The sequence below is a fragment of the Marinobacter sp. MMG032 genome, from assembly GCF_040112695.1.
Classification (GTDB): Bacteria; Pseudomonadota; Gammaproteobacteria; order Pseudomonadales; family Oleiphilaceae; genus Marinobacter; species Marinobacter salsuginis.
This window is the reverse complement of the sequence record NZ_CP157802.1, coordinates 60326-85422: the sequence shown is the minus strand read 5'-3', so window position 1 is coordinate 85422 and position 25097 is coordinate 60326. Positions and strand designations below refer to the sequence as shown.

Here is a 25097-nt window from a genome sequence, read left to right as displayed (position 1 = left end):
CAGCCTCCGCCCCATTACCGGTTCACTGAAACCGGACACAGTTGGCATTTATTGCCTCTGTGTAACAATTTTTAACGCTCCTGAAGGATCCGGAGCATCCGACGAAGTGGCTCAGCGGCACCCCAAAGCAACTGGTCGCCCACGGTGAACGCAGAAATGTACTCCGGTCCCATGGTCAGTTTACGGATGCGGCCAATCGGCACGCTCAATGTGCCTGTCACCTTCGCCGGGGTCAGTTCCTCGATGGTCGCATCGCGATCATTGGGGATGACCTTCACCCAGTCGTTCGCTTTGGCAAGGATCGATTCGATTTCAGAAACCGGCAGATCCTTCTTGAGCTTGATGGTCAGCGCCTGGCTGTGGGAGCGCATCGCGCCGATCCGCACACAGATACCATCAATGGGAATCGGGTTATCGGAGCGACCAAGAATCTTGTTGGTCTCAACACCCGCTTTCCACTCCTCCTTGCTCATTCCGTTGTCGAGCTGCTTGTCGATAAACGGAATCAGGCTGCCCGCCAGGGGCACCTGGAAGTGCTCGGTCGGGAAGCCATCCGAACGCATGGTTTCGGTTACCTTGCGGTCGATCTCCAGGATCGCAGAGGACGGATCATCCAGCTCGGATTTCACGCTTTGATTGAGCTCACCCATCTGGTTCAGCAGCTCGCGCATATTCTGTGCGCCAGATCCGGAAGCCGCCTGGTAGGTCATGGGTGAGACCCACTCAATCAGATCCTGCTCCAGCAGGCCACCAAGGGCGAGCATCATCAGGCTCACGGTGCAGTTGCCACCGATGTAGTCCTTGACGCCTTTCTCAAGGGCAGCATCAATCACGTTACGGTTGACCGGATCCAGAACAATCACGGAATGGTCGACCATCCGGAGCGTGGAGGCTGCATCTATCCAGTAGCCTTCCCAACCGGCGTCCCGCAGCTTCTGATAAACCGCACCGGTGTAATCGCCACCCTGACAGGTCACGATCACATCCATCGTTTTCAGAATCTCGACGTCAAATGCGTCCTGAAGAGGCGGAACGTCTTCCTTACCTACGTCCGGTGCAGGCTTGCCAGCCTGGGAAGTGGTGAAAAACACCGGTTCGATGTCGGCGAAATCGTTTTCTTCACGCATGCGCTGCATGAGGACCGAGCCCACCATGCCACGCCAACCTACAAGTCCAACTCGCTTCATGTGCGATCTTTAGACCTCGTTTTATGCCCGCCCTCTACCTTTATCGCTGGCAGGGACAGGATGGATGATCCCGCGGCAACTGCGTCCCGTTGCCGTCGGGTCTCAAATACACTGGCCGGGGCCTCGGCTTTACAGCGCTGCCAGAACCGCCTCACCCATTTCCCGGGTTGAGACCTTCTTCGCGCCCTCGGACATGATGTCCGCAGTACGCAGCCCCTGATCCAGAACCTTGCTGACCGCCGCTTCAATAGCTTCAGCGGCCTTTTCCTCATTCAGACTGTACCGCAGCATCATGGCGGCACTGAGGATAGTGGCCAGCGGATTGGCAATACCCTGGCCGGCAATATCCGGCGCAGACCCGTGGCAGGGCTCATACATACCCTGCTTTTCCGAGTTCAGCGACGCCGATGGCAACATGCCAATGGAGCCCGTGAGCATAGCCGCTTCGTCCGAGAGAATATCACCAAACATGTTTCCAGTCACAATCACATCAAACTGCTTCGGTGCGCGGACCAGTTGCATGGCGGCATTGTCCACATACATATGAGACAGCTCGACATCCGGATATTCCCGGCGCAAATCGTTCATGATTTCGCGCCACAGAACAGTTACTTCCAGCACGTTGGCCTTGTCCACAGAGCACAGTTTCTTGCCCCTCTGCTGGGCGGCCTCAAAGGCAACGCGACCAATACGACGAATTTCCGATTCGGTGTAGGCGTAAGTGTTGTAGCCCTGGCGTTCACCGCTCTCAAGCTCACGCACGCCACGAGGCTGACCGAAATAGATTCCACCGGTCAGTTCGCGGACGATCATGATATCCAGACCGGAAACAACCTCGGGCTTCAGGGAAGAGGCTGAGGCCAGCTGCGGATAAAGAATGGCCGGGCGCAGATTGGCGAAGAGCTCAAGGTTGGAGCGCAGGCCCAACAGGCCTTTTTCGGGGCGCTTAGCCATCGGCAGGCTGTCCCACTGGGGGCCGCCAACAGCGCCCAATAGAATCGCATCGGCCCTGGTTGCCTTCTCAAGGGTTTCATCCGGCAGCGGCGTGTCGGCCTCATCAATCGCCGCGCCGCCCACGAGGCCGGACTCGAAGCTCAAACCGAGATTGAACTGATCGTTAATCTTATGAAGTACCTTTTCCGCTTCGGCAACGATTTCCGGGCCGATACCGTCGCCTGGGAGCATCAGGATTGTTCTGGACATTTTGTTTCCTTGTTCGATTCCTCAATGTCGGATTATGCCTCCGGCAAATCCGACCTACGTTTTCGGGTATTCCTGCGAGATGACAGGTAGGTCGGATTAGCGCCAGCGTAATCCGACACTAAGATCAGCTGCCAGCGCCAAATAACCAGGGCGCCGTCTTCCGGCGGCTTTCCTCGTAAGATCGGATCAACTCCGCATCTTCCAGAGTGACCCCAATGTCGTCGAGGCCGTTCAGCAGGCAATGACGACGAAAATCATCCACCTCAAACGTGAAGGTTTCCCCGGCTGGTGTGGTCACGGTTCTCGCTTCCAGATCGACCGCCAGTTGATAGCCTTCACTCTGTTCGACTTCCTTGAACAGTTGGTCGACCACTTCCTCAGGAAGAACAATGGGTAACAGCCCATTCTTAAAGCAGTTATTATAGAAAATATCGGCAAAACTCGGGGCGATGATCACCCGGAAACCGAAATCTTCCAACGCCCACGGCGCGTGCTCCCGGCTGGACCCACAGCCAAAGTTACGCCGCGCCAACAGTACACTGGCGTTCTTGTACCGATCCTGATTCAGGACAAAATCAGGATTGATCGGTCGGGTGGAGCAATCCTGGTCCGGCTTGCCCTCATCCATATATCGCAGCTCATCAAACAGGTTCGGACCAAAGCCGGTGCGCTTGATGGACTTCAGAAACTGCTTCGGAATAATCATGTCCGTATCCACATTGGAACGGTCCATGGGGGCGACAACGCCCTGATGTTGCTTGAATGCGCGCATGGTTCTCTCCTGTGGATCAGTTCATCAGCTCACGGACATCAACGAAATGCCCGGTTACCGCGGCAGCGGCAGCCATCGCCGGGCTTACCAGGTGGGTTCGCCCACCGAAGCCCTGCCGACCCTCGAAGTTCCGGTTGGAGGTAGAGGCACAATGTTCACCCTGCCCCAGCTTGTCGGCATTCATGGCCAGACACATGGAGCAGCCCGGATCACGCCATTCCAGACCGGCCTCGATAAAGATCTTGTCCAACCCTTCCTGCTCCGCCTGGGCTTTTACCAGCCCGGACCCCGGCACCACCATGGCCTGTTTCAGGATCGGAGAGACCTTGCGGCCTTTGACCACGGCGGCTGCCTCGCGCAGGTCTTCAATCCGGCTGTTGGTACAGGAGCCGATAAACACCCGGTCCAACTTGATGTCAGTAATTGCCATATTGGGCTGCAAACCCATGTACTTGAGAGCGCGAACAATGCCTTCCCGCTTGATCGGATCGGATTCCTGTTCCGGATCAGGCACCTTGCCATCAATTCCTGCCACCATTTCCGGTGACGTACCCCAGCTCACCTGCGGCTGGATTTCCGAGCCTTCCAGCTCGACAACCTTGTCGAAGACCGCATCGCTGTCGCTGTGCAGGGTGCGCCAGTACTCAACCGCAGCGTCCCATTGCTCACCCTCGGGCCCGAATGGACGATTGCGGACATACTCAATGGTGGTGTCATCAACCGCGACCATACCAACCCGTGCACCGGCCTCGATGGACATGTTGCAGATGGTCATCCGCCCTTCCATGCTCAGCCCCTGAATGGCCTCGCCGCCGAATTCGATTGCGTAACCAGTGCCGCCGGCAGTCCCGATCTTACCGATGATCGCCAGCACGACATCCTTACCGGTAACGCCAGGCCCCAGCTTGCCGTTTACCTTCACCAGCATGTTCTTCATCTTCTTCTGGACGAGACACTGGGTGGCCAGCACATGCTCAACCTCACTGGTACCAATACCATGAGCCAGGCAACCAAAGGCGCCGTGGGTAGAGGTGTGGGAATCGCCACAAACGATGCTCATCCCTGGCAGGGTTGCACCCTGTTCGGGCCCGATCACGTGCACAATGCCCTGGCGCTGGTCCTTGATCTTGAACTCAAGAATTCCGAACTCGTCGCAGTTCTTGTCCAGCGTTTCCACCTGAATTCGGGAAACCGGGTCTACAATGCCCTCGACACCGCGGTCGCGATCCGTGGTGGGCACGTTATGGTCCGGCGTCGCAATGTTGGCATCGATCCGCCATGGCTTCCGTCCAGCCAGCCGCAGGCCTTCAAATGCCTGAGGTGATGTCACTTCGTGCAGCAACTGGCGATCGATGTAAATCAACGCCGAGCCGTCATCGCGCTGTTTGACGAGATGATCGTCCCACAATTTGTCGTATAAGGTCTTGCCCGCCATGGTTCTCTCTCACTCTCTGGGGGTTTCTGGTTCTAAAGTTTGATGCTGATATCTTACCGCCTGAAGCCGGATAACCTCAATTCATGTTTTTTATCTTTGGCATCCTTTTTGGTTATACTTCGGTGAAGGTCCCGGGTTGGGACAGCACTTTCAAAACACGCCTACAAGCACATCCATGTGGGCTCGAATCGGGCCATCCCTGGCCCTCCACGGTTTTGAAAGTGCTGTCCCAACCCGCTCCCCAGACAATTGAGCAGCCCGCAATAATGCCGGGGGCGCCTGGTGGGGCGAACCTCCCAAAACCGTGGAGCGCCAGGGATGGCGCGACCGAGCCCTACAGGGATGCATTTACGGGCGTGTTTTGGGAGGTTTGCCACTCCAGGCAACCTGCTCCCAAGCTCCAGGCCAGAGGACCCTTCCGTGGACTCAAACGCATTAAAAGCTTTTCTGACAATCGTCGACCAGGGCTCCTTCTCAGAAGCCGCAGAAACCCTGCACCTGACACAGCCGGCCATCTCCAAACGCCTGGCGGCACTGGAAAACCAGCTTGGCACCAGCCTAATCGACCGGAGCCACCGACAGATTCGGCTGACCGATGCTGGTAGCCGGCTGCTGCCGCATGCGCGTCGAATACTGGATGAAATCCACAATGCCCGGGTTGCGTTGTCGCCGGACTCCGGGCAAGTGGAGGGTGAGCTTCAGATTATCGCGAGCCACCATATCGGCCTGCACCATTTGCCGAACTGGCTCCGACGGTTCAAGCGGGAATACCCTCAGGTGTCCATCAACCTGCAATTCATGGAATCCGACGCCGCCTATGAACAGATGCGAAAACGCAACGCCGAGCTCGCGTTTGTGACACTCAGCGACAGCATGGAACCCAGTTTTCATGTTTTCGCCCAATGGCCAGACCAGATGGTATTCGTGGCCGGTGCTGAGCATCCTCTGGCGTCACTAAAGCGCCCGGGACTGTCAGGTCTCGCAGGCCACCCTGCACTTTTACCGGACACCAGCACCGCAACATACCGGGTGGTCAGCCGGCTGTTTCTGGAAGCGAATCTACACCTGAATCCGCAGATGCCAACCAACTACCTGGAAACCATCAAAATGATGACCAGCGTTGGCCTGGGCTGGAGTGTTCTTCCCCTGCGCATGGTTGATGACAGCCTGAGGGTGCTTGAGGTGGGCAAGCGAGTTTCGAGGGTGCTTGGTGGAATTGGTCTCTCCGGGCGGCAGCTCAGCAACGCTGCCCGGGCACTGCTGGAAATAGTTCAGGAAGAAGAGAATGCCTGAACTTCAACCCTCACCAGGCCCGGGTGGCGGCCGCAGGCCTCGCCAAGTGATCACGATTGCAATTGCCATGGCGGCAGCACCACCCCAAAAGGCCGCCGAGGTGCTGAAGCCATCCACCAGAAACCCCGACAGCCAGGCACCCAGTGCGCCGCCAGCTCCAAACGTCAGGCCGCTGTAAAGGGCCTGCCCCTGGCCGTGATGATGCTTGCCGAAAAAGCCCTGGATGTACTGAACCGAAATCGCATGCAATGCGCCATAAGACGCCGCATGCAGCAGCTGTGCGAACAGCAGCACGACAACAACATCGGTGACCTCGGCAATCAAGATCCAGCGGATCATGGTTAATGTCAGAGCGCCAACCGCAATCTGGCGCACCGTAAAAATGCGAGTTAACCGATGCATCACCAGAAACAGCGCAATCTCTGCAAAAACACCCAGAGACCACAACAGACCGATCGACAGTTTGCTGTATCCGTGCTGTTCCAGATGAATGCTGAAGAAGGTGTAATAAGCACCATGGGATACCTGCAGGAGGAAGTTCATCATAAAGAAGGTCACCACCGCCGGGTGCGTGACGATGGCTTTCAGACTCCCCTTCGGTGCCGGCGGCTTTCGTTCGCCCCGCTCGGCAGGCACCAGGAAGGCTGACACCGCAATGCCCGCAAATACCGGCAGCAAAAGCCATGGCAGGTTCTGAATCGGCACCATTTCCAACAATCCGCCAACCAGAGCTACCGCTCCGATAAACCCCACCGAGCCCCAAAGCCGAACCCGCCCGTATTTTTCCTTCTGCTCGCCCAGGGTTCGCAGGGTGATCACCTCATATAGCGGCAGAATGGCATTCCAGGAAAACGTGAACGCCAGCATCACCAGCAGCAACCCATAGAACCCCGGTTCCATGAACACACCGGCGAAGAACAACGAACCGGTAATGGCGCCGAACCGGACCAGACGAACCCGTTGTCCGGTTTTATCGCCTAACCAGCCCCAGACACTGGGTGCAATAATTTTGGTTAGCTGGATCGTCGCCATCAGGGTGGCGATCTGGAGATAGGAAAATCCCTGGCCTTCGAGGTAAAGGGACCAGTATGGCAGGAGCCCACCAAGGAGAGCGAAGAACCAGAAATAGAGGTTGGAAAGGCGCCAGTAGATAACGAAACCTCTTATCGGTACCAAAGAATCAGATTCGCAACGGCAGTGCCTTGGTGTGCTGTCGGATTACGCCTTTGGCTAATCCGACCTACATGGACGGTGACCGAACCTTCAGAGCCGAACATGAGAGCATCACTAGAGTCAGGCTGGTGTGGCGGGCTCTATTGCCCAAAAATGTGGAGCGCCAGGGATGGCGCGACCAAGCCCTACAGGGACGTATTTACGGGCGTTTTTTGGGCAATAGAGCCCGCCACAGCAGTTTCACCAAACCTTAAAAAGCAAACTTAGAGCTGCCCAATCACCGGCGTAGAAACAGACACGTCGGCGTTCTGCCCACGGTGTCGCAGATAATGGTCCATCAACACAATGGCCATCATAGCCTCGGCGATGGGCGTTGCCCGAATACCAACACAGGGATCATGCCGCCCGGTGGTGATCACTTCACAGGGATCGCCGTTCACATCAATACCCCGCCCCGGCAACCGCAGACTCGATGTGGGCTTAAGCGCAATACTGGCCACAATGGGCTGGCCCGATGAAATGCCGCCCAGCACACCACCCGCATTGTTCGAGAGGAAGCCCTCGGGTGTCATCTCATCCCGGTGCTCGGTGCCCTTTTGCTCGATACAATCAAATCCAGCGCCAATCTCCACGCCCTTCACGGCATTGATACTCATGAGTGCATGGGCCAGATCTGCATCCAGACGATCAAAGATCGGCTCGCCAAGCCCTGGCGGCACGCCCTCGGCAACCACGTTAATCCGGGCACCAATGGAATCCCCCTCCTTACGGAGTGCATCCATGTAGGCTTCCATCTCGGCAACCTTGTCCGCATCCGGGCAGAAAAACGGGTTCTGATGAACCTGCTCCCAATCCAGTTTTTCGGCCTTGATAGGGCCCAATTGAGACAGGTAGCCACGAATCCGAATCCCGAGACGTTGCTCCAGGAATTTCCTGGCGACCGCGCCGGCAGCCACACGCATGGCAGTCTCCCGGGCAGACGAACGACCACCACCGCGGTAATCCCGAACTCCGTACTTGTGCATGTAGGTATAGTCGGCGTGAGCCGGTCGGAACTGTTCGGATATCTTGGAATAATCCTTGGAACGCTGGTCGGTATTCTCGATCACCAGACCGATCGGAGTGCCTGTGGTCTTACCTTCAAAAACACCGGACAGGATTCTTACCTCATCGGCTTCCCGACGCTGGGTGGTATGCCTGGAGGTGCCAGGCTTGCGGCGATCAAGATCCCGCTGCATATCTGCCTCAGAGAGCTCGAGCCCGGGAGGACAGCCATCAATAATGCACCCCAATGCAGGCCCGTGGCTTTCTCCGAATGAGGTGACCGTAAACAGTTTTCCGAAAGAATTTCCCGACATAATTCAGTATCTTGCTCAGCTTTATTGAGAATTCAGATTAACTGGATGCCTGCCACTGACGCAGGTCCGGTTCGGTAATCAGAAAGACGCCATCACCGCCATTCTCGAACTCCAACCAGGTCAGCGGAAGATCAGGATAGGCCTCATCCATTGCCACCCAGCTGTTACCAACCTCAACAACCAGAAGTCCACCAGGGGTAAGATGGTCAGCCGCATCGGCAATAATACGGTGGGCGATATCCAGCCCATCTTTGCCTGCGGCAAGGCCGAGTTCCGGCTCATGGCGGTATTCATCCGGCATGCCGGACAGATCTTCCGCATCAACATAAGGCGGATTGCTTACGATGATATCGTAACGGCCCTTTATATTCTCAAAGACATCCGACTGTACGGTACGAACCCGTCCCCGGACTTCGTGCATTTCAATATTCGATTCCGCCACCTCCAGCGCATCGGCGGAGATGTCCGAGAGGTCCACTTCCGCTTCGATGAAAACGGATGCAGCACCAATGCCAATACAGCCGCTTCCCGTACAGAGATCGAGGATCCGTTCAACCGGCTTATCCGCCAGCCAGGGCTGAAAACCGTTTTCAATCAGCTCACCAATGGGAGAGCGCGGCACCAGTACCCTTTGGTCCACATGGAACGGCATGCCCATGAACCAGGCCTCTCCCAACAGGTAGGCCAATGGCACTCGTTCGTTTACCCGGCGGTCAATCCTCTCCAGAATCACCTCTCGCTCTTCGCGGGTCAGGCGGGCATCCAGGAACAGGGTGTTGTTTTCCAGAGGGAGATGCAGGCTACGCATGACCAGCTGAACCGCCTCATCCCAGACGTTGTCCGTTCCGTGGCCGAAAAACAGAGGCGAAGCGGCAAACTTTGAGGAGGCGTAGCGAAGGTAATCCCGAACGCTGTGAAGGTCGTCAATGGGGATGGTCACAAACATAAATCCTGTGCGAGAGCGTGTCAGCGCAGGATTATACGCTGTTTATCCGCCCAACTGCAGCCCACGCGCAACGGCTGTCGCCAATTGCCTCAGATCGCCAAAGGGCCAGAGCTGTTACGGCTTTCCTCGTACCGATCCAGGGCAGCTGCCATTCGCTCCCTGCCCAGTTGAATCAATTCCGGCGCTTTGTGGTAATCATAGCTCCGACAGGCATTCTTGGGGATATTGACCAGCAAATCGGGTGGGTATCCGGCAATTTTGTACTGCACCAACGCACTCTGCATCGTCTCGATGGTGAGGTTCATCACATCAAATTTCCCAATGCCAAGCTTGTCCCAATCGATGGTTTCGTGCTCTTCCTGACTCTTCTTGTCAGTTGGTTTCTTGTCGTGCTGCTTCTGATGTTCTTTCTTATGCACCGCTCGGCTGATTTTCTCTTCAGGGCTGTCGCCGTTGTCCGGCTTTCGGGCCGTCAGGGATTTTAGGGTGTCCCAGTCGAACCAACGCGATGCTTTCTCGCGGATCGTATCCACCCACTCGTCCATGTCCGTGTGATCATCCCCCGCGGGCGCGAATGCGGCGTCCGGAATTCGCCGTCTACGGTCATCCTCGCCGCTGAGGTTAACCGCCACGATCATATCGGCGTGGGACGATATGGTTGGGATGATCGGCAGCGGATTGAGCAAGGCCCCGTCAACAAGAACCCGGCCGTTGAGAACCAGCGGCGTGACAACGCTTGGAATAGCTACTGAGGCGCGAATGGCCTGATCCAACGGGCCTTCCTGGAACCAGATTTCCTTGTGGGCAAGCAGATCGGTGGCAACAGCGGTAAAAGCGATAGGCAAGTTCTCGATCCGGGTGTCGCCCAGCATTTCCCTGACCACCGAAAAGATCTTCTCTCCGCGAATAGCACCAACAGAATTGAAAGTAACGTCCAGCAGTTTCAGGACATCAAACTGGCCCAATCCCGTGACCCAGTCCTTGTAATCCTGCATCTTGCCGGCCCCGAACATGCCGCCTATCAATGCGCCCATGGAGCAGCCAGAGATGGCAACAATGTCGTAGCCACGCTCTACCAGAATTTCTATGGCACCGATATGGGCATACCCACGGGCGCCGCCACTTCCCAGCGTCAGAGCGACGGTTTTGCGAGGCTTGTTTCTGTCATCCCCTTTTTCAGGATTGGCCGGTGCATGTGTGGAAGAAACATCCGAACTTTTGAGAACCTTGGAAACATTATCCTGAGGATCATGCTCTGGGGGCTTGTCCTTCTGCTCTTTATCGTCGTCCTTTGATGGGCCCATGACCATTACCTCGTAATCACTATCACTTCCACCCGATCGCCCTGCCTGTCCGGATCACTGAAGACACCTGCCGGGCCAACCACGATGATCTCCTGCTGGTTACGTGAGACACCTGTCTTCGACAGCACCTCCGAAAGCGACTCGGTGGCCAGACGGGCACGCTCCATCGACTCAGCGAACGATTCATCGGTTTCCAGTACAGAATAGCCCACCAGGACAACCGCTGTACCCTCTTCACGGGCCAGGTCGGTCACCCGTCTGCGGTCCGTTGCCTGCCAGTCAAACCGATAGGTCATACCACCTTGCCAGGGCACAATGATCGGCCCCTCAACTCGACTGGTCCCAATGCCAAATCCCGGAATCGTAGCTCCGGATTCCACCTTCAGGTGTTCCACCCAGACATACTCCCGCAAGTTGCCCCGGGTAACCGTATAAACCAGGGTCAGCCAGCGAGAGCCATCCTCCGCAACGGTGCCGGCAACCAGATAATCCTGCGTTGCATCACGCCCATAGAGAACGGCCTGGTTGAAGATCTGGTTTGCCCAGACGTTGCTTCGTCCACACCGGATGCTGGAACACTCGAAAAGAATCTGGGCATTCCTCTGCCGCAACAGACCCAGATAATGGTCCCGCGCCTCTTCCCGACTGGAGTCCCGGGCAATCCGATACAGGCGCCCTTCGCCAGTGACAGGTAGCCGAGCCAGGGATTCGGAGCGGATTTCGTTATTGATCTCTCTTACAGGGCTGAACAAGACCAGATGCCCCGAGGATTGAATCCGGACGGTGCCCTCAAGCGTCGATTGCGGATACGGCTCGGGCATATCTTCTGGCGCAGCCTGTGAGACAGTCGAAAACGCCAAGAAACCGAGAGTTAGAACAAGAAAACGTTTGAACAGTAATTTCAGCAAGCGATTACTCATTTTCCAGGAATTGTCTGATGGCTGTTACAACCGGACCGGTCTCGCCATCAAGATGGCAGTGGTGACCCCCGGGTACTTTCACAATCTGGAGGTGCGCAATGGCTTCCGCACGTTTGTCCAGGTCCTTTCTGTACGACAAAAGACCCTGATCGGCTCTGACAAAAAGCACCCGGGTGTCTATCGCTGCCAGCGAGGCCAACACCTGATCTTCGGTCATCATCAGCGGCGAGGGGTGTCGCAGCCGGGGATCGGTCTGCCAGACGTAACCATCTCCCTCAGGGTTCATATTACGTGGAATCAGGGTCAGCGCAGCTTCGGGGCTGAGCGGACTCAATCCGCCCTCGCGGGCTTTGGCTGCGGTGGCGATATCCGGGTATACAACCTGCTTTCCCGAGCCTGCAATGCGTTTTTTGATGGCCTTGCGCAGCTGGGGAATGGTCTCTTTGACCGGCCGACTGAGGGCACCCAGGCTATCGATCATCACCAGATTCTGAACCCGTTCCGGGAACGCTGCCGCATACAGGGCGCCAACAATTCCGCCAAGCGAGTGACCAACTATGTTGATCCTGCCATCCGGAGTTTCCTGGAAATAGCGCTCAACCAGTTCAGCCAGATCGGCAACATAATCCATCAAGAGATAACTCTGGCCTTCCGGGCGGTGTCCGGAATGGCCATGCCCGGAGAAATCCAGGGCGTAAACCGGCCCAAGGGATGTCAGTTCCGGTGCCAGCTTTACGAAGGTAAGACTGTTGTCGAGCCAGCCATGCAGCATGAGGATTGGAGTATTGTCATGACTCTCTGGCTCGGAGGGCCAACTGAGACCGGCCAGGGTGATGTGCCGGAGTTTCCAGGCAGACTCCCGGAATGCCGGAGTAGTTCCCTGAGTGTCGATAGGCTCTGGCTGGCTGCCGGAAGCCTCCGTGGGAATCACTATATCGTTCATCCGACTCCCGCCTTCACATTGTGTGGGTTGGGCGATCGGAACTCAGCGAGCCTGCCAGATAGGATTCAATCTTGGTCCGGGCCGTTTCATCGTCGCCATTGAACTGGACACCGATGCCCGCCGCGCGGTTACCCTGAGCCCCCTTGGGCGTTATCCATATGACCTTGCCGGCAACGGGGATCTTTTCAGGCTCGTCCATCAGGTTAAGAAGCAGAAACACCTCGTCGCCCAGTTGATACTGCTTCTGGGTCGGGATAAACAGACCACCCTGGCGGATATAAGGCATGTATGCGGCATAGAGCACTGCCTTGTCCTTGATTGTCAGGGTAAGTATGCCACTGCGCGCGCCAAATCCTGGCCCCATAACTGACACCTTTCTCTAAGATCGTATTGAACGTTTTCGGGATCTGAAAATCCCTTTCATTCCGGAATCATAGCAGCTGTTGCCCCCAAAGGCGCAATCTTGCAGGCAATGATCACCTATGCCGCAGGGCGTTTGACTGGCATCAGCTTTTGCCAGGCGATCAGAAGCCGACTTGCTTCCAGCTCCGGGCTGGCGTTGTACACACCTGCTGCCCTGGAATCCTTTACCATATCGAGCAATTCATGGGCCCGCCAGGCAGGTGTGGTTCTGGCAAGGAAGCCGAGCATATCAGCGGCTTCGGTATCCTGGGCACTTCCGCCGGCTATCAGGCGGGCCAGGTCGGCGGCCCAGGTCTCAAACAACCACAGGGTATCCTCCAGCCCCATCGACTTGAATGCCTTGGCGGCCTCGCCCACCGGAATTCTGGATTTCATGAACTCCTTGAAGCGCTCCAGAGCCGTATCGCGAAGGCCAATAAAATCACCGGTAGCATAGTCGAGGGCCAGCCTCGGCGCGTTCCCGGCGAGCATCAGGGCTTTTGCCAGCACCTCAGCAGAGGGCTGGTCGTCTTCTGGCAGATCCCGCACGCGGCTGGCGAGCCATTGATTAGCTTCCTTGTTGCCCGGCACAGGAACAGTCAACGTCTGGCAACGGGAACGTATGGTAGGCAGGACAGGACGCCCGCTCTCCTGCAACAGGATCAGAGTGACATCGGGCAGCGGTTCTTCAAGGGTCTTGAGCAACGCATTCGCCGCGTTGATATTCAATTGGTCCGCCCGATCGATGATCGCCACCTTGTGATGGGCCACCTGCGGAGAGGCCACTGCAAAAGACGAAAGCGCCCTCACCTGATCAACCTTCACCATTCGGGATTTTTCCGGCGCATAAACCCGGATATCAGGGTGGCTGGCAGCCGCCAGGAGTTCACATTGCTTACAGTGCCCACAGGCAACCGGCTTACCCGCATCACTATTCACAGGCTTTTCACACAACAACAGTCCGCCAACGGCCTCGGCCCAGGCCCGCTTACCGATTCCCCGCTCTCCCACGAGGATCAGGGCGTGCGGGAGTCGATCTTCCGCTACACGGCTTTGCACGGTTTGCCAGGCGCGGGTTAGCCACGGCATATCTTGGGCAATGTCAGTCACTGGATTTTCCTGTCCGAGTCCTGGATCTGCGCAGCTGGCGCTTCCGCAGTTGACGCTTCATAGTGGCGAGCAGACGGCGCATTCGCTTTACCTGTTCACCGCCGTTTTCGTCTTTACCAGCGCCATAGTAATGGCTGTTGACCATACGGGCAAAAAGCCTGGCCGAATCTGCCGCGGCCGGTTCTGCTTTCGCCAGTCGTGACGCCAGCACCGATGGCGTTTCACCATGGCGAACGGGCACCCCGGCGCTGGCGCACAGCCGATGCCAGGTATCGACCACTCTCCGAAACGCGTCACGCCGTTCTCCCCGGCGCATCTGGAGCGCCGAAATCAACCCGGCAATCAACAAGCCGGCGCCAACGATACCTGCTGTCATGTACCCCAGCTCCCGCATGCCGAACCCGCCGGGTAACCGAGACATAAAATCCATCTGAGTCTGGCCCTGGTAACCGACAACCCAGCGCTGCCACTGGTAGTTGATGCGATCCAGCTGCAGGCTTGCCCATTGCACCAGGGCTACATCGGCGTACCGCTGGGGCGAGGCCCAGTTGTCTTCCAGGAAAGAACCCTCTTCGGCAACGGCATCCCGAAGACCAGACTCAATCCGGTCCGGCGCAATGGCCGCTGTAGGATCGACCCTCACCCAACCTCGCCCATCAATATAAGCTTCAACCCAGGCGTGGGCGTCGTACTGGCGCACGATCAGGTAATCGCCGCCGGCCCCGCTTTCTCCACCCTGGTAACCGACCACAACTCGCGAGGGAATCCCCGCAGCCCGAAGTACGAACGTGGTGGCGCCTGCGTAGTGGGCGCAAAAGCCCCGTTTTTCGTCGAACAACAGGGAATCAATGCCGTCATCTGGCATGGCAGGTGGTCTAAGCGTGTAGAAATATTCCTGTTCACGGAATCGTTGCAGGAGAGTCCTGACGACCTGTTCATCACCCATCGTACGGCGAAGCTCACCGGCCAATTCCCGGGCCCTGGGGTTGCCTTCTGCCGGCAACTGAAGGTACTGCCGCAATTGGGTAGGGCTTTGCTGCTCAGGGGATGAACCCTCTTCCTCCAACGCCAACCGGTAACGAACCGGGCTGTCAGCTGGCCGCCGAAACCGGAAAAGGTCAGCCATGCCCTCGAAGACGTTATCCGAGACTGCACGTGAGTTTTCAAGTGCAAAGGCCCAACGTTGATCGGTTGGCTCCAGAAGGACGTCATACTGATTCGGTTCCAGGTCTCCTATCCCGCCATCAACCGCTACGCGGCCGAGAGGACCAAAACCCTCTCGCTGCCCCTGGCGCCAGGTCTCTCCATCCAGATAGTCGAGAATAAGGCCGCGCCAGTATCGGTCGCGATAGGCGGGCATTTCGCCTCCAAACGTTACCCGGAAAGCCCGTTCACTGCTCTGGGCCAGATTGGAAATGTCGCCGGGTCTCATGGTATCGCTGATACCGGTGCGGGCCTCACCCGAAACCAGCGGAACGCTCCACAGTGGCGACATTCGGGGGAAGAATACGAAAAGCAGTACGACTATTGGAATCGTTTTAAGGAACATTGCCCCTAACCTGCGCCAAACGAGGGTCATTCCTCCGGGCAACTCCGGTGCATTCAAGACCTGCAAACCCACGAGCAGAAACGCTACTCCCGTAAAATTCACCAATGCCCAGAGAATTTCCTGATGAAAGAGGAAATTCACGGTTGCGAGATATAAAAGGATAAAAAACAGGACATAGAAGTCACGCACCGACCGCGTTTCCAACCATTTTAGGCCAACTGCAACTACGAAAAAGGAAGCAGCGGTATCAACACTAAAGCGGCCCTGGACAGTCGCTAGGTACACCCCAATCATTGATAACATAATCCCAGTTCGCAGTATTCGGCCAGGAAGCTTTACCTGCCCGCTCTGCGCTAGCCAGCGCCAAGTCGCCAGCAAACCGCAAACGGCGATCAGCCACACGGGTAAACGATCCCACTGTGGAGACAGCAGCAAGGTAAAACTGCTGATCAGCCATAGCAAAGCCCTGGAGGGCAAATTATTTTCTCTAGCGTCGTCTGACTCTTTGCCTCGCAGGCGGTCCAGAAAACTCAAGCCTGACCCTCCGAAACCCACTGGGTTGCCTCATCGTCTCGCTTCCTCCGCGTTCCGTGGGGCTCTCTCATCGCATCCCTTGGTCGCTCTTCACCCCAGGTCGCCAATACCCGTAGACACCGGGCCACATGGGCCGGGCCAGAGTCCGGCTCAATGACCTGTCCAGGAAGGTTCAGTCCGAACCGAACGCCACTACGCCCCCGCTCATTCACCAGAAACGCCAGGTAACTCAGCCGCAATTCATGGTCTGCTCCGGGGTAGGCGTTAAAATCCAGCCAGTAGGGGCTGCCCTGTTCGCCCTCCCAGTCGGCGACCACCATTTGCCCGGTTCGTGCGAATCGTTTCCAGAGCACCCGCTGGCTGAGATCGCCCTCCCGCCAAGGCCGTATATCGGCGTGATCGTTGCCCTCGACAGATCTTGCCTCGGCAGACTCATCACCATCCGCGACCGTGCTGAATGCCTCTGGCGCCGCAATCGGCCTTGGAAATACGACACCGGCGGACACTGGCCGCAGCCAGGACCAGGCCTTCAGCAGGCCGAAAGGAAACCGGGTCTCAATCCGAACCCGATCAGGCCTCAAGTAGCCGCGATAAGCGGATTGAACCGGCAGAGTCACCTCCTGCGCCTCACCTGATTGAACGTGCACTGGAGCAAGTCCGGATTCTTCGCACGAGAGAAGGATGGCAATGGCGTCATCCCGCCCTGCCTTCAGGCGCAGCCGGAACGGAATATCGTCGCCAGCAAAGCCCTCTCCTGGCTGAATCAGGGTGAGTTCAAGGCCGGACAAATTTCGATGGGTCTGGTGCATGGCGCCGACAAACACGGCGCCCAGCAGAAAGGTGGTCAGGTAGATAAGGCTGTTCTGATAATTGATCCCGGTTAACAGCATGATCACAAGCAAAAGACCAAACACCACTCCCGCACCGGTCGGTAGAATGAAGATATTTTTCTGACTAAAGGTCTGGAGGTCGGATCGCGGAATCCGTCGATTAATCCAGCGACGAAATCGGTTTCGGAACGGATTATTCATAGTGTCACTGTGGCCCTGGGATGCCGAAAAAGTTCATGGTATTCGAGCATGTTTTTGCTGTGTTTAGTAACAGTACCGAAAAATCGACGATTTTGATCACAATCCCGGACCTTCCAGCTTGAATTCCTGTCCTACAAACCGAATACTCGCTTCAGGGAGCATTCTTTTATACAAAAGGGGCCAGACTATGAAACGCCGACACCTGCTCACCACCGCCATCAGTGGTCTGGTTGTTGCCTTACCTGCCTTTGGTGGCGTTCAGACCATGACCTCGAATGAGATGGTGGAAACCTATGTTAAGGATTCCGCCGTTATCGTTGTGCCCAAGGAGCGAAAGAAATCTGAAGCCGACCGGCAACGTATTCTGCGCTCTCTCACAATCTCCCCCGGCGAACCAGTCCTGTCCGAAGCGGAAGAGGAAGCCTACCGGGACGCACTACAGCGGTATATTGACGAGGGCAAGACCGATGCTCTGGAAAGCGCAGAAGAGGAATTTCTCCGGCGCGCCCTGCTCCTGCCCCACGAAGAAATCGCCAGGGCACAGCCGCCGGCCGAGTTTACGCCAACAATTCCACCAATCATTTTTGGGCAGCAGGCACAGATTCCAGAAGAGCCTTTTACACAGACGTTTCTTAACGATCAACTGGGAATTGGCTTTGATGGCCAGAACCTGAATTTCAGTATCGGTAATCCACCGGGGATTGATCAGATACAGGTTCCACATGCTATTAACGAGGGGCCGATTACTTTGACGCCGCGACCGGGTGGCGGATTCGATCTTTCAATTGCCGTGCCGGATCAGTAGTTATTGAATCGAACGGTGGTGTCGCTTACCCGAAGGTTATCGAGGTGAGTGGCACCAAGCGCCGTACCACCTACGGACATATTCGTGACACTGACATCTGCTGCCATTGCATCAATCCGGATGGTTCTCAATTCTCTGGTGACCCCATCAACCTCGACGGGCTCCACACCTACGCTGGAGTTGATAACGGCAAACCCCTGTTCTGCACCAGCTACTGACCGACTGATTTCGTCGTCTGAGAGATTGGTTTCGTTTCTAAAAAAGGCGGCCAGCGCATCTGTACCCAGTGCAGTCCCACCGTTTTCAATGTTTTCAGTACCCAAAACTTTGAGATTCTGAACGGCCAGTCCTTCAGCGCCGGCCAGGAGGTCCAGATCTTCAATCGTAAAGATCATCAGCGCGCGCCGACTGTCATAGCCAGCCAAATCAAGGCTTGGGCCAATCTTATAGTCAGCGGAGAGAATCCTGCCCCAGGCCTCCACACCAGACGCAATTCTTGTCGACTTACCGGTTACCCCAATGAGATCGGTAGCGCCGGTTGCAACGCCCCAATCTATCGTATCCGGTTCTCCTGTGGTGCCAGTTGGGAGTGACCGAAGGCCAACCTGCATAACACCGTCTTCGAGAATATCCAGCGACAGCGTCAACTGATCAAAAAATTGTCCAAATCCCGCGCTCGCCCCGGAAGCGGTGACACCAGCTCCCCCGGCAACAACGTTGTCAACCCGGAAGCTGCCACTGCTTTCAAATTCAATGCGGCCAACGGAAGCCAGAGATGACATTTCCATAGTGATGCCATTGGCACCCGTAACGTCCGACAGCTCCGTTTCGCCAAGTGCGGACATTTCGGCCCATGCCTGGTTTGAGGTCAGCAAGAGTGCCAACGGAAGAGTCAACGAAACATGGGAAATTTTCATGGCTTAGTCCATTGCCCTGGTTGCTTGAAAAATAAGAAAAAAGAGCGCCCGAGGAAGACCCAGGGCGCTCTTCTTCACGACATCATCCGATGTGCGCCATTAGTGGCCGTATACGGTCATCTTGGCGTCCAATCGAAGATCAGTCATGTAAACATCACCAATGGAAGGAGCATTTCCCATGGTAATGTCTTTCAGGTCGAGATCACCGGAGAAGTTGTTGACGTTGAGCGCCAAGGCTTCGCCAGTAGAACCAGTGGCATAGTCGGTAACGTATGTGGTCTTACCAATGTCAACTTGTGCATGTGCAAAGCTGGTGTCTACAGTGCCGTTTGGCGTAACGACTTGCAGTCCGTTGGTGTCATCACCCCGGCGGTTATGCAGCTCGAAGTCGAATGAAGTGCCGACAAAATCGGCGTTCAAGGTACCTTGGACGTTGAAGAAAGCGTTTACATTCATTACGTCTGTATCTTCTTGAATTACGATATCAATAGGCCCGAGAAGACCAGTCATATCAAGATCAGACACAAGCGTTGTGCTGCTGCCGCCATTCACGCGCCGCTGCTCGTCAAGTTTGCCAACTTCGGAGCCAGATTTTGCAAGGCTAACTGCACCGATGGACACACCGAAGTCTACCGGGACACCGGATGTAGACCTTATACCGATAACCAAGTCACCGTCTTGAATATCTGGCATGCCCGACTCATAAGAAGCGCTGCCGTCGGCAGTCGTTGCGGTATTGGACCATGTGACGTTTTGTTTATTAGTAGCAGCGCCGACCAAATATTTGTTACCAACGCTTTGTCCCGATAGGTCTTGGCTACCAGAAGGACCAGCGACGTCAATGTATAAAGAAACATCGTCCAATGCGCCGGAGGTGCCTCCCGTTCCTGTAAGCGGATCAGCTGCACCACCAATGGTTACATCACTGATAGCCAGGAAACCAGCGTCCTGATAGGCGATTTCGCCGATATCGACGTTAGCTTCCAGCTCGATTGTGATACCCGCCTGGCCGGTCATGTTCCCCATGCTGGTATCGTCGAGTGCTTTCATTTCCGCTTGAGCGGCAAAAGGAACTGCTGCAACCGCAGTTGCGAGAGCAAGTTTTTTCAGGCCTTTCATACTAAATCTCCTTGAGATTCTGTTGATTCTTGATCTTGTTTTTTATAGCGGCATTTCCTCACACCGCAGAATCAGTTTGTCAGACCAAAGTGACCTAAACTGGGAAACAAAGCACATTTTTAAACAGATTGTCACACACTTTTACATTCCGATTATTTTTGTGACCGGTCGCACTAAAAGACTCAACTAGGAACCTGCTTTAGCCGGAAAGATCAGAGGATCATAGGGTTTGGTCGCACCCTTCTCGTACTGGACCTCGCCATCTACCATCTCGTACTCCGTTGCAAGAACCTGGGCAAATCCTGTCAGATACTCCAGTTCCATGTTCACTTGCTCGGTTTTTTCACCGCCATTCGGTCGGTAACGATAGATGACCGCAGAGCCCAAAATACGCCCTTCATCTGCCTGAGCCCTCAATGCAAGTCGGATCGAGTTCAAAACGAGTTTTACGGTCTCCGGCGCTGCCAACTCCCCTGGTTTTATTGCCCAGACGAATTTCACTTCGCCATTCGGTAGAAGAGCGGCACCAAACGGGGCGAAATCGTCGTAGGCCTCGAGAAGCGCTTTTGCCTTCGCCAACGACTTGCCTGCCAGAAATTGAGTATTGCTCTGGATCTCTGCTGCTAATTCCTCAGGGGATATCGGCTCCCGTGGCGCTTCGGCTCTCGCACTAAGAGAAGCTGCCACCAAAAAAATACCGTAAAAAATTGCAGCTGCCACATTCATTTGTCTCTGCATAAATGCCCTTGCCTTTTAATTGTTTTGGTGCGAGTTCTTCCGCTTGATAACCCTGGTTAATTTTGCAGCTTTCGAATCTAGGTTCAGTGCGCTGTTTCGCAACTGAAAGGCACGGCTTGTGAGCAAGGCGGGGAATTCTGCCCCGAATAATCCCATTCCATGCTGCGAGTCGACCCCTTAGAATACACTTGAAATCCGCAATACCTGGTTGAAGGACTCCCTGTGGCACCAAGCCTTGAAGAAATAAGCGCCGATATTTTTCAGAGACTTCTGTCGCAAGCCTGTACCGAGCCAGATTTCGTTTACATCGGTAGCGTTGGCCAAGGTGAAAACCGCGGTGAACTCTGCGGCTTCAGCGCCAGAGCCCTCGATTCGCATTACCTATCTTCAGCCCCGGCCTTTTCACTCGGGCCTCTCGATACCGGTGATAATGCCGCCAAAATGGAGTCCCAGGTCACTCGATATCGGCTAAAAAGTTCACTGAGCGCAGAATTCCTGCCCGGCGGCTGGATTGGCTACCTCGGTTACGAATTCGGCTACGCCCGAGAGACTCGCCTGGCTGATCAGGCTCCGCCAACACCCTTCCCATTACTTTCAGCCGGCTTTTACCTTTGGACCGCGAGCTACAACCGAAAAAACAAAAAATATTTTCTTTGGGTCCATGCGGAGTGCCCTGCAGACACCCGTGCCCAGATTGATCGGTGGATTAATACAGAGCCGGCGGCGGTAAAAAAGACCTGGGTGATGGAGTCCCGCTTCAAACCAAGGCAGTCATCAAGCAACTTCAAGGCCAGCGTTAAAAGGATCAGGGATTACATTGAGGCCGGAGACTGTTACCAGGCCAATCTTTCCCAGGAATTTGACGGTCGATATCGCGGCGAGCCCTGGCAGGCTTTCAAGGCACTAGCCGAGGCGAACCCGACGCCCTACAGCGCCTTTATTCGCTTCGGAGACTTTTCAGTACTTTCTATTTCCCCCGAACGGTTTCTGGAAATTCATGGGACAACAGTAAACACAAGCCCTATTAAAGGCACCCGCTCCAGGGGAACAACGCCCGAATCTGACTACGCCCTGGCAGCCGAGCTGGAAGCCTCAGACAAAGACCGCGCCGAGAACCTGATGATCGTCGACCTGCTCCGCAACGATCTGAGCCTAAACGCAAAGCCGGGCAGCGTGAAAGTCGACAAGTTGTTTGCCCTGGAGTCTTACAAGAACGTTCATCACTTGGTCAGCCACATCCGCGCCGAGCTGGCCGAGGGTGTAACACCCTTGAAGGCTCTTTTTGATGCCTTCCCGGGCGGTTCGATTACGGGTGCGCCCAAGATCAGGGCAATGGAAATCATCCGGGAGCTGGAGCCCCATTGGCGCGGCCCCTACTGCGGTTCTATTTTCTATCGCGGACTGGACGGCACCCTGGACAGCAATATTGCGATTAGAACCATGCTGTGCGATGGAGAGGGAACCATTCGTTGCTGGGGCGGGGGCGGGATTGTTGCGGATTCGGATCCCGAGGCCGAGTATCAGGAGACGCTCGCGAAGGTCGGGCCTTTGATGCGTTTTCTGGAAGAGTTGGTGATCGAGTAAAATAGATTCAGTTGAAAACGGGGTCAGTAGAAGGCTCTCTTCTGACCCCGTGTTCAGGGTTCCGATCAGGCGTTATGGATCGCGCTGGCCTTGAGAAACTCCTGCCGGAGATCGTCGAAGTTATGAACCGCCGGGAACTGCGGAAACTCGTCGATCACGTTCTGCGGCGCATGGAACAGAATACCGGCTTCCGCCTGCCCCAGCATGGTGGTGTCATTGTAGGAATCCCCTGCAGCAATCACACGGTAATTCAGCAACTGGAACGCTCTTACTGACTGGCGCTTGGGATCGCGCTGGCGGAGCAGGTAGTTCGTGATCTGGCCGTCGTCTGCCACTTCCAGTTTGTGGCACAGCAGCGCCGGGTAACCCAACTTCTTCATCAGGGGCATGGCAAATTCGTAAAAGGTGTCGGAGAGAATCACCACCTGAAAACGTTCGCGCAACCAATCCAGAAACTCCCGTGCGCCGGGCAGCGGATCCAGCTCACCGATTACTTCCTGAATCTGCGGCAGACCATATCCGTGCTGGTCCAGCAGCTTCAGGCGCTGCTTCATCAGTACGTCGTAATCCGGAATATCGCGGGTGGTGGCCTTGAGCTCTCAATGCCGGTCTTTTCGGCGAACGCGATCCAGATTTCCGGGATCAATACTCCTTCAAGGTCAAGGCATGCCAGTTCCACAACGATCTCCTGCTTCAATTGGTTAAGGGCGACCACGGTAAGTGCGTCTGCTGCTATTCGGAGCGTATGATAAGAAAAACCGGGCGGGATTGCATCGTAGAAGTGTAAAGCGACGCTTTTATGCGCGGAATAACCATATAGATTGTCATTCCTTCAGGATATTAGGCGTTTAATGGTAGCCTTTTTACCAACTTAGATTCACTTGCACACCAAAATAAGGCAATGCCGGGCCATGACCGATATTCAAACCCTGCGGGAAGAGCTCGAAGGCCAGAGCCCCCGTTCGATTCTCAAAACTGCCCTTAAAAAGTACGACAACATCGCCATTTCCTTCAGTGGTGCTGAAGATGTCGTGCTGATTGAAATGGCGCACAAGCTCACCGACAACCTGAAGGTGTTTACCCTCGATACAGCCCGTCTGCACCCGGAAACCTACGAGTTTGTTGAGCGTGTTCGCAAGCATTACGGCATCGAGATCGAGGTTCTGTTTCCAGACGCTCAGGAAGTCCAGGATCTGGTGAACAAGAAAGGTCTGTTCAGCTTCTACGAGGATGGACACAGTGAGTGCTGCGGCATTCGCAAGGTCAATCCCCTGCGCCGAAAGCTGGCTAAGGTTGATGCCTGGATTACCGGGCAGCGGAAGGACCAGAGTCCGGGCACACGCAATGACGTGCCGGTTGTCCAGGAGGACACCGCCTTCTCAACCGATGACAAAACGCTGGTTAAATTCAATCCGCTGGCGAACTGGACATCGAAAGAAGTGTGGGATTACATCCGGATGTCCGAGGCGCCCTATAACGAGTTACATGAGAAGGGCTTTGTAAGCATCGGCTGCCAACCCTGTACCCGCCCTGTCCTGCCGGGACAACACGAGCGAGAGGGTCGTTGGTGGTGGGAAGAAGCCACCCAGAAAGAATGCGGCCTGCACGCCGGCAACCTGATCGCCCGGGAATAACCCGGGCGCAGCCTCCCCGCTCACTCTCTAGTGAGTGGGGAGCTCGACATCCTTGAACAGTTCCTCGATTTCAGACCGGCTGCCCTGGTGGGACACAGCTTCGTCCACCTTATCCTTGGTGAGGTGGGGAGCAAAGCGATGAATGAAGTCATACATATACCCCCGCAGGAAAGTCCCCTTCCGGAAACCAATCCGAGTGACACTGGGGCGGAACAGCTTGCGCGCATCAAGCGCGACCAGGTCCGTATCGGTTTTGGGGTCAAATGCCATGCTGGCGACAATTCCGACGCCAAGACCCAACCTTACGTATGTCTTGATAACGTCCGCATCCGCAGCCGTGAAGACAACCTTGGGCGTGAGCCCCTGGGACTGGAACGCCTCGTCAAGCTTGGATCGACCGGTGAAACCAAAGACGTAGGTTACCAGCGGGTATTCCGCCAACTCCGGTAGCGTCAGTTCCGACAATTTGGCCAGAGGGTGATCCTTGGGAACAATGACGCTCCGGTTCCATTTGTAACAAGGCATCATGATGAGATCGTTGAAAAGCTCCATGCCCTCGGTCGCAATCGCAAAGTCGACCGCGCCGCTGGCAGCCATCTCGGAGATCTGCATCGGCGTGCCCTGATGCATATGCAGGGAAACGTCAGGGTACTCCTCAATGAAACCGCTGATGATCGGCGGCAACGCATACCGCGCCTGAGTGTGGGTTGTGGCAATACTCAGATCGCCCTTGCGCTGGTTGCTGAATTCCTGGGCAATTTTCTTGATGCCCTCAACCCGCCGCAGGATCTCTCCCGCCTCACGAATAATGATTTCGCCGCCCGGCGTGATTCGGGTCAGATGCTTGCCGCTGCGGGCAAACACTTCCAACCCCAATTCGTCCTCCAGCAGGCGAATCTGTTTAGAGATACCGGGCTGCGACGTAAAGAGGCTCTGGGCGGTTGCGGACACATTCAGATCGTGATGCGCAACTTCCCAGATATAGCGCAACTGTTGTAGTTTCATTGAATCTGCTGCTCCCTGGAGATCGAAGGACCTGGTAGAAGAATACGCATAAAAATACAGGCTTTCATTCTTTTTTAATATAGGTGACTACTTTCACACAGTTTAGACCAAAAATGCATTTACGCAGCCATTGAT

Annotated in this window: 22 protein-coding genes and 1 pseudogene; 4 read left to right on the top strand and 19 right to left on the bottom strand. The window is 55.6% G+C overall.

The annotated features are described in order from the left end of the window. Positions 1-71: 71 nt before the first annotated feature. The 4 genes from asd to leuC all read right to left on the bottom strand — a co-directional run bounded on the left by asd (position 72) and on the right by leuC (position 4597). The gene (asd, locus tag ABNF92_RS00360) at positions 72-1187 is read right to left on the bottom strand and encodes an aspartate-semialdehyde dehydrogenase (RefSeq protein WP_222464568.1); all 1116 of its coding nucleotides are present in this window, start codon (positions 1185-1187) and stop codon (positions 72-74) included. Positions 1188-1316: 129 nt separating this feature from the next. Then, positions 1317-2390: a 3-isopropylmalate dehydrogenase gene (leuB, locus tag ABNF92_RS00355; RefSeq protein ID WP_069183534.1), complete on the bottom strand. Its 1074-nt coding sequence runs from the start codon at positions 2388-2390 to the stop codon at positions 1317-1319. Positions 2391-2514: 124 nt separating this feature from the next. Continuing rightward, positions 2515-3162, bottom strand: coding sequence for a 3-isopropylmalate dehydratase small subunit (gene leuD / locus ABNF92_RS00350; protein ID WP_069183533.1), 648 nt, complete (start codon positions 3160-3162; stop codon positions 2515-2517). A 16-nt stretch (positions 3163-3178) separates the two neighbouring features. After that, the gene (leuC, locus tag ABNF92_RS00345) at positions 3179-4597 is read right to left on the bottom strand and encodes a 3-isopropylmalate dehydratase large subunit (RefSeq protein ID WP_349343111.1); all 1419 of its coding nucleotides are present in this window, start codon (positions 4595-4597) and stop codon (positions 3179-3181) included. A gap of 420 nt (positions 4598-5017) precedes the next feature. On the opposite strand from leuC, the gene ABNF92_RS00340 reads away from it, so the two are divergent. Next, the gene (locus tag ABNF92_RS00340; protein WP_349343110.1) at positions 5018-5890 is read left to right on the top strand and encodes a LysR family transcriptional regulator; all 873 of its coding nucleotides are present in this window, start codon (positions 5018-5020) and stop codon (positions 5888-5890) included. Positions 5891-5893: 3 nt separating this feature from the next. Here ABNF92_RS00340 and ABNF92_RS00335 read toward each other — a convergent pair whose 3' ends face one another. The 10 genes from ABNF92_RS00335 to ABNF92_RS00290 all read right to left on the bottom strand — a co-directional run bounded on the left by ABNF92_RS00335 (position 5894) and on the right by ABNF92_RS00290 (position 17160). Further along, entirely contained in the window at positions 5894-7066 is a 1173-nt protein-coding gene (locus ABNF92_RS00335; protein ID WP_349343109.1) for an MFS transporter, read from the bottom strand. Positions 7067-7326: 260 nt separating this feature from the next. Continuing rightward, complete coding sequence (gene aroC, locus ABNF92_RS00330; protein ID WP_069183530.1) at positions 7327-8421, bottom strand: chorismate synthase; 1095 nt, start codon at positions 8419-8421, stop codon at positions 7327-7329. A 37-nt stretch (positions 8422-8458) separates the two neighbouring features. After that, positions 8459-9361 carry a 50S ribosomal protein L3 N(5)-glutamine methyltransferase gene (prmB, locus tag ABNF92_RS00325; RefSeq protein WP_349343108.1) on the bottom strand — a complete coding sequence of 301 codons (903 nt, stop codon included), beginning with the start codon at positions 9359-9361 and terminating at the stop codon, positions 8459-8461. Positions 9362-9456: 95 nt separating this feature from the next. Further along, a complete protein-coding gene (locus ABNF92_RS00320) occupies positions 9457-10671 on the bottom strand; it encodes a patatin-like phospholipase family protein (protein ID WP_349343107.1) in 1215 nt (404 codons plus the stop codon). 5 nt (positions 10672-10676) lie between these two features. Further along, positions 10677-11492 carry a DUF4892 domain-containing protein gene (locus ABNF92_RS00315; protein WP_349343106.1) on the bottom strand — a complete coding sequence of 272 codons (816 nt, stop codon included), beginning with the start codon at positions 11490-11492 and terminating at the stop codon, positions 10677-10679. Positions 11493-11583: 91 nt separating this feature from the next. Then, complete coding sequence (locus tag ABNF92_RS00310) at positions 11584-12534, bottom strand: alpha/beta hydrolase (RefSeq protein ID WP_349343105.1); 951 nt, start codon at positions 12532-12534, stop codon at positions 11584-11586. Positions 12535-12547: 13 nt separating this feature from the next. After that, the gene (locus ABNF92_RS00305) at positions 12548-12898 is read right to left on the bottom strand and encodes a PilZ domain-containing protein (protein WP_008171779.1); all 351 of its coding nucleotides are present in this window, start codon (positions 12896-12898) and stop codon (positions 12548-12550) included. Positions 12899-13014: 116 nt separating this feature from the next. Continuing rightward, complete coding sequence (locus ABNF92_RS00300; RefSeq protein WP_069183528.1) at positions 13015-14046, bottom strand: DNA polymerase III subunit delta'; 1032 nt, start codon at positions 14044-14046, stop codon at positions 13015-13017. After that, on the bottom strand, positions 14039-16120 hold the full coding sequence (locus ABNF92_RS00295) for a DUF3488 and transglutaminase-like domain-containing protein (protein ID WP_349344047.1): 2082 nt from the start codon (positions 16118-16120) through the stop codon (positions 14039-14041). The genes ABNF92_RS00300 and ABNF92_RS00295 overlap by 8 nt, the downstream gene beginning before the upstream one ends. A 5-nt stretch (positions 16121-16125) precedes the next feature. Further along, positions 16126-17160, bottom strand: a complete 1035-nt coding sequence (locus ABNF92_RS00290; protein ID WP_349343104.1) for a DUF58 domain-containing protein — start codon at positions 17158-17160, stop codon at positions 16126-16128. Positions 17161-17347: 187 nt separating this feature from the next. Between ABNF92_RS00290 and ABNF92_RS00285 the strand changes: the two genes are divergently transcribed. Next, positions 17348-17965 (top strand): hypothetical protein, encoded by a 618-nt coding sequence (locus ABNF92_RS00285; RefSeq protein WP_349343103.1) that lies wholly within the window; start codon positions 17348-17350, stop codon positions 17963-17965. Here the strand turns inward: ABNF92_RS00285 and ABNF92_RS00280 are convergent. From ABNF92_RS00280 to ABNF92_RS00270, 3 genes are all read right to left on the bottom strand, one after another. Next, positions 17959-18882, bottom strand: a complete 924-nt coding sequence (locus ABNF92_RS00280; RefSeq protein ID WP_349343102.1) for a DUF6160 family protein — start codon at positions 18880-18882, stop codon at positions 17959-17961. The genes ABNF92_RS00285 and ABNF92_RS00280 overlap by 7 nt on opposite strands. Before the next feature lie 99 nt (positions 18883-18981). Continuing rightward, entirely contained in the window at positions 18982-20001 is a 1020-nt protein-coding gene (locus ABNF92_RS00275; protein ID WP_349343101.1) for a DUF6160 family protein, read from the bottom strand. Positions 20002-20187: 186 nt separating this feature from the next. Then, positions 20188-20739 carry a hypothetical protein gene (locus tag ABNF92_RS00270; RefSeq protein ID WP_349343100.1) on the bottom strand — a complete coding sequence of 184 codons (552 nt, stop codon included), beginning with the start codon at positions 20737-20739 and terminating at the stop codon, positions 20188-20190. Positions 20740-20961: 222 nt separating this feature from the next. Between ABNF92_RS00270 and pabB the strand changes: the two genes are divergently transcribed. Continuing rightward, positions 20962-22323 carry an aminodeoxychorismate synthase component I gene (gene pabB, locus ABNF92_RS00265; protein WP_349343099.1) on the top strand — a complete coding sequence of 454 codons (1362 nt, stop codon included), beginning with the start codon at positions 20962-20964 and terminating at the stop codon, positions 22321-22323. A 65-nt stretch (positions 22324-22388) separates the two neighbouring features. Here the strand turns inward: pabB and thrH are convergent. Then, a pseudogene (gene thrH, locus ABNF92_RS00260) lies at positions 22389-23002 on the bottom strand (bifunctional phosphoserine phosphatase/homoserine phosphotransferase ThrH). Between the two features lie 214 nt (positions 23003-23216). Here thrH and ABNF92_RS00255 point away from each other — a divergent pair. Continuing rightward, positions 23217-23957: a phosphoadenylyl-sulfate reductase gene (locus ABNF92_RS00255; protein WP_349344046.1), complete on the top strand. Its 741-nt coding sequence runs from the start codon at positions 23217-23219 to the stop codon at positions 23955-23957. Positions 23958-23984: 27 nt separating this feature from the next. Here the strand turns inward: ABNF92_RS00255 and cysB are convergent, their stop codons facing one another. Beyond that, positions 23985-24962 (bottom strand): HTH-type transcriptional regulator CysB, encoded by a 978-nt coding sequence (cysB, locus tag ABNF92_RS00250; protein WP_069183521.1) that lies wholly within the window; start codon positions 24960-24962, stop codon positions 23985-23987. Positions 24963-25097: the final 135 nt, after the last annotated feature.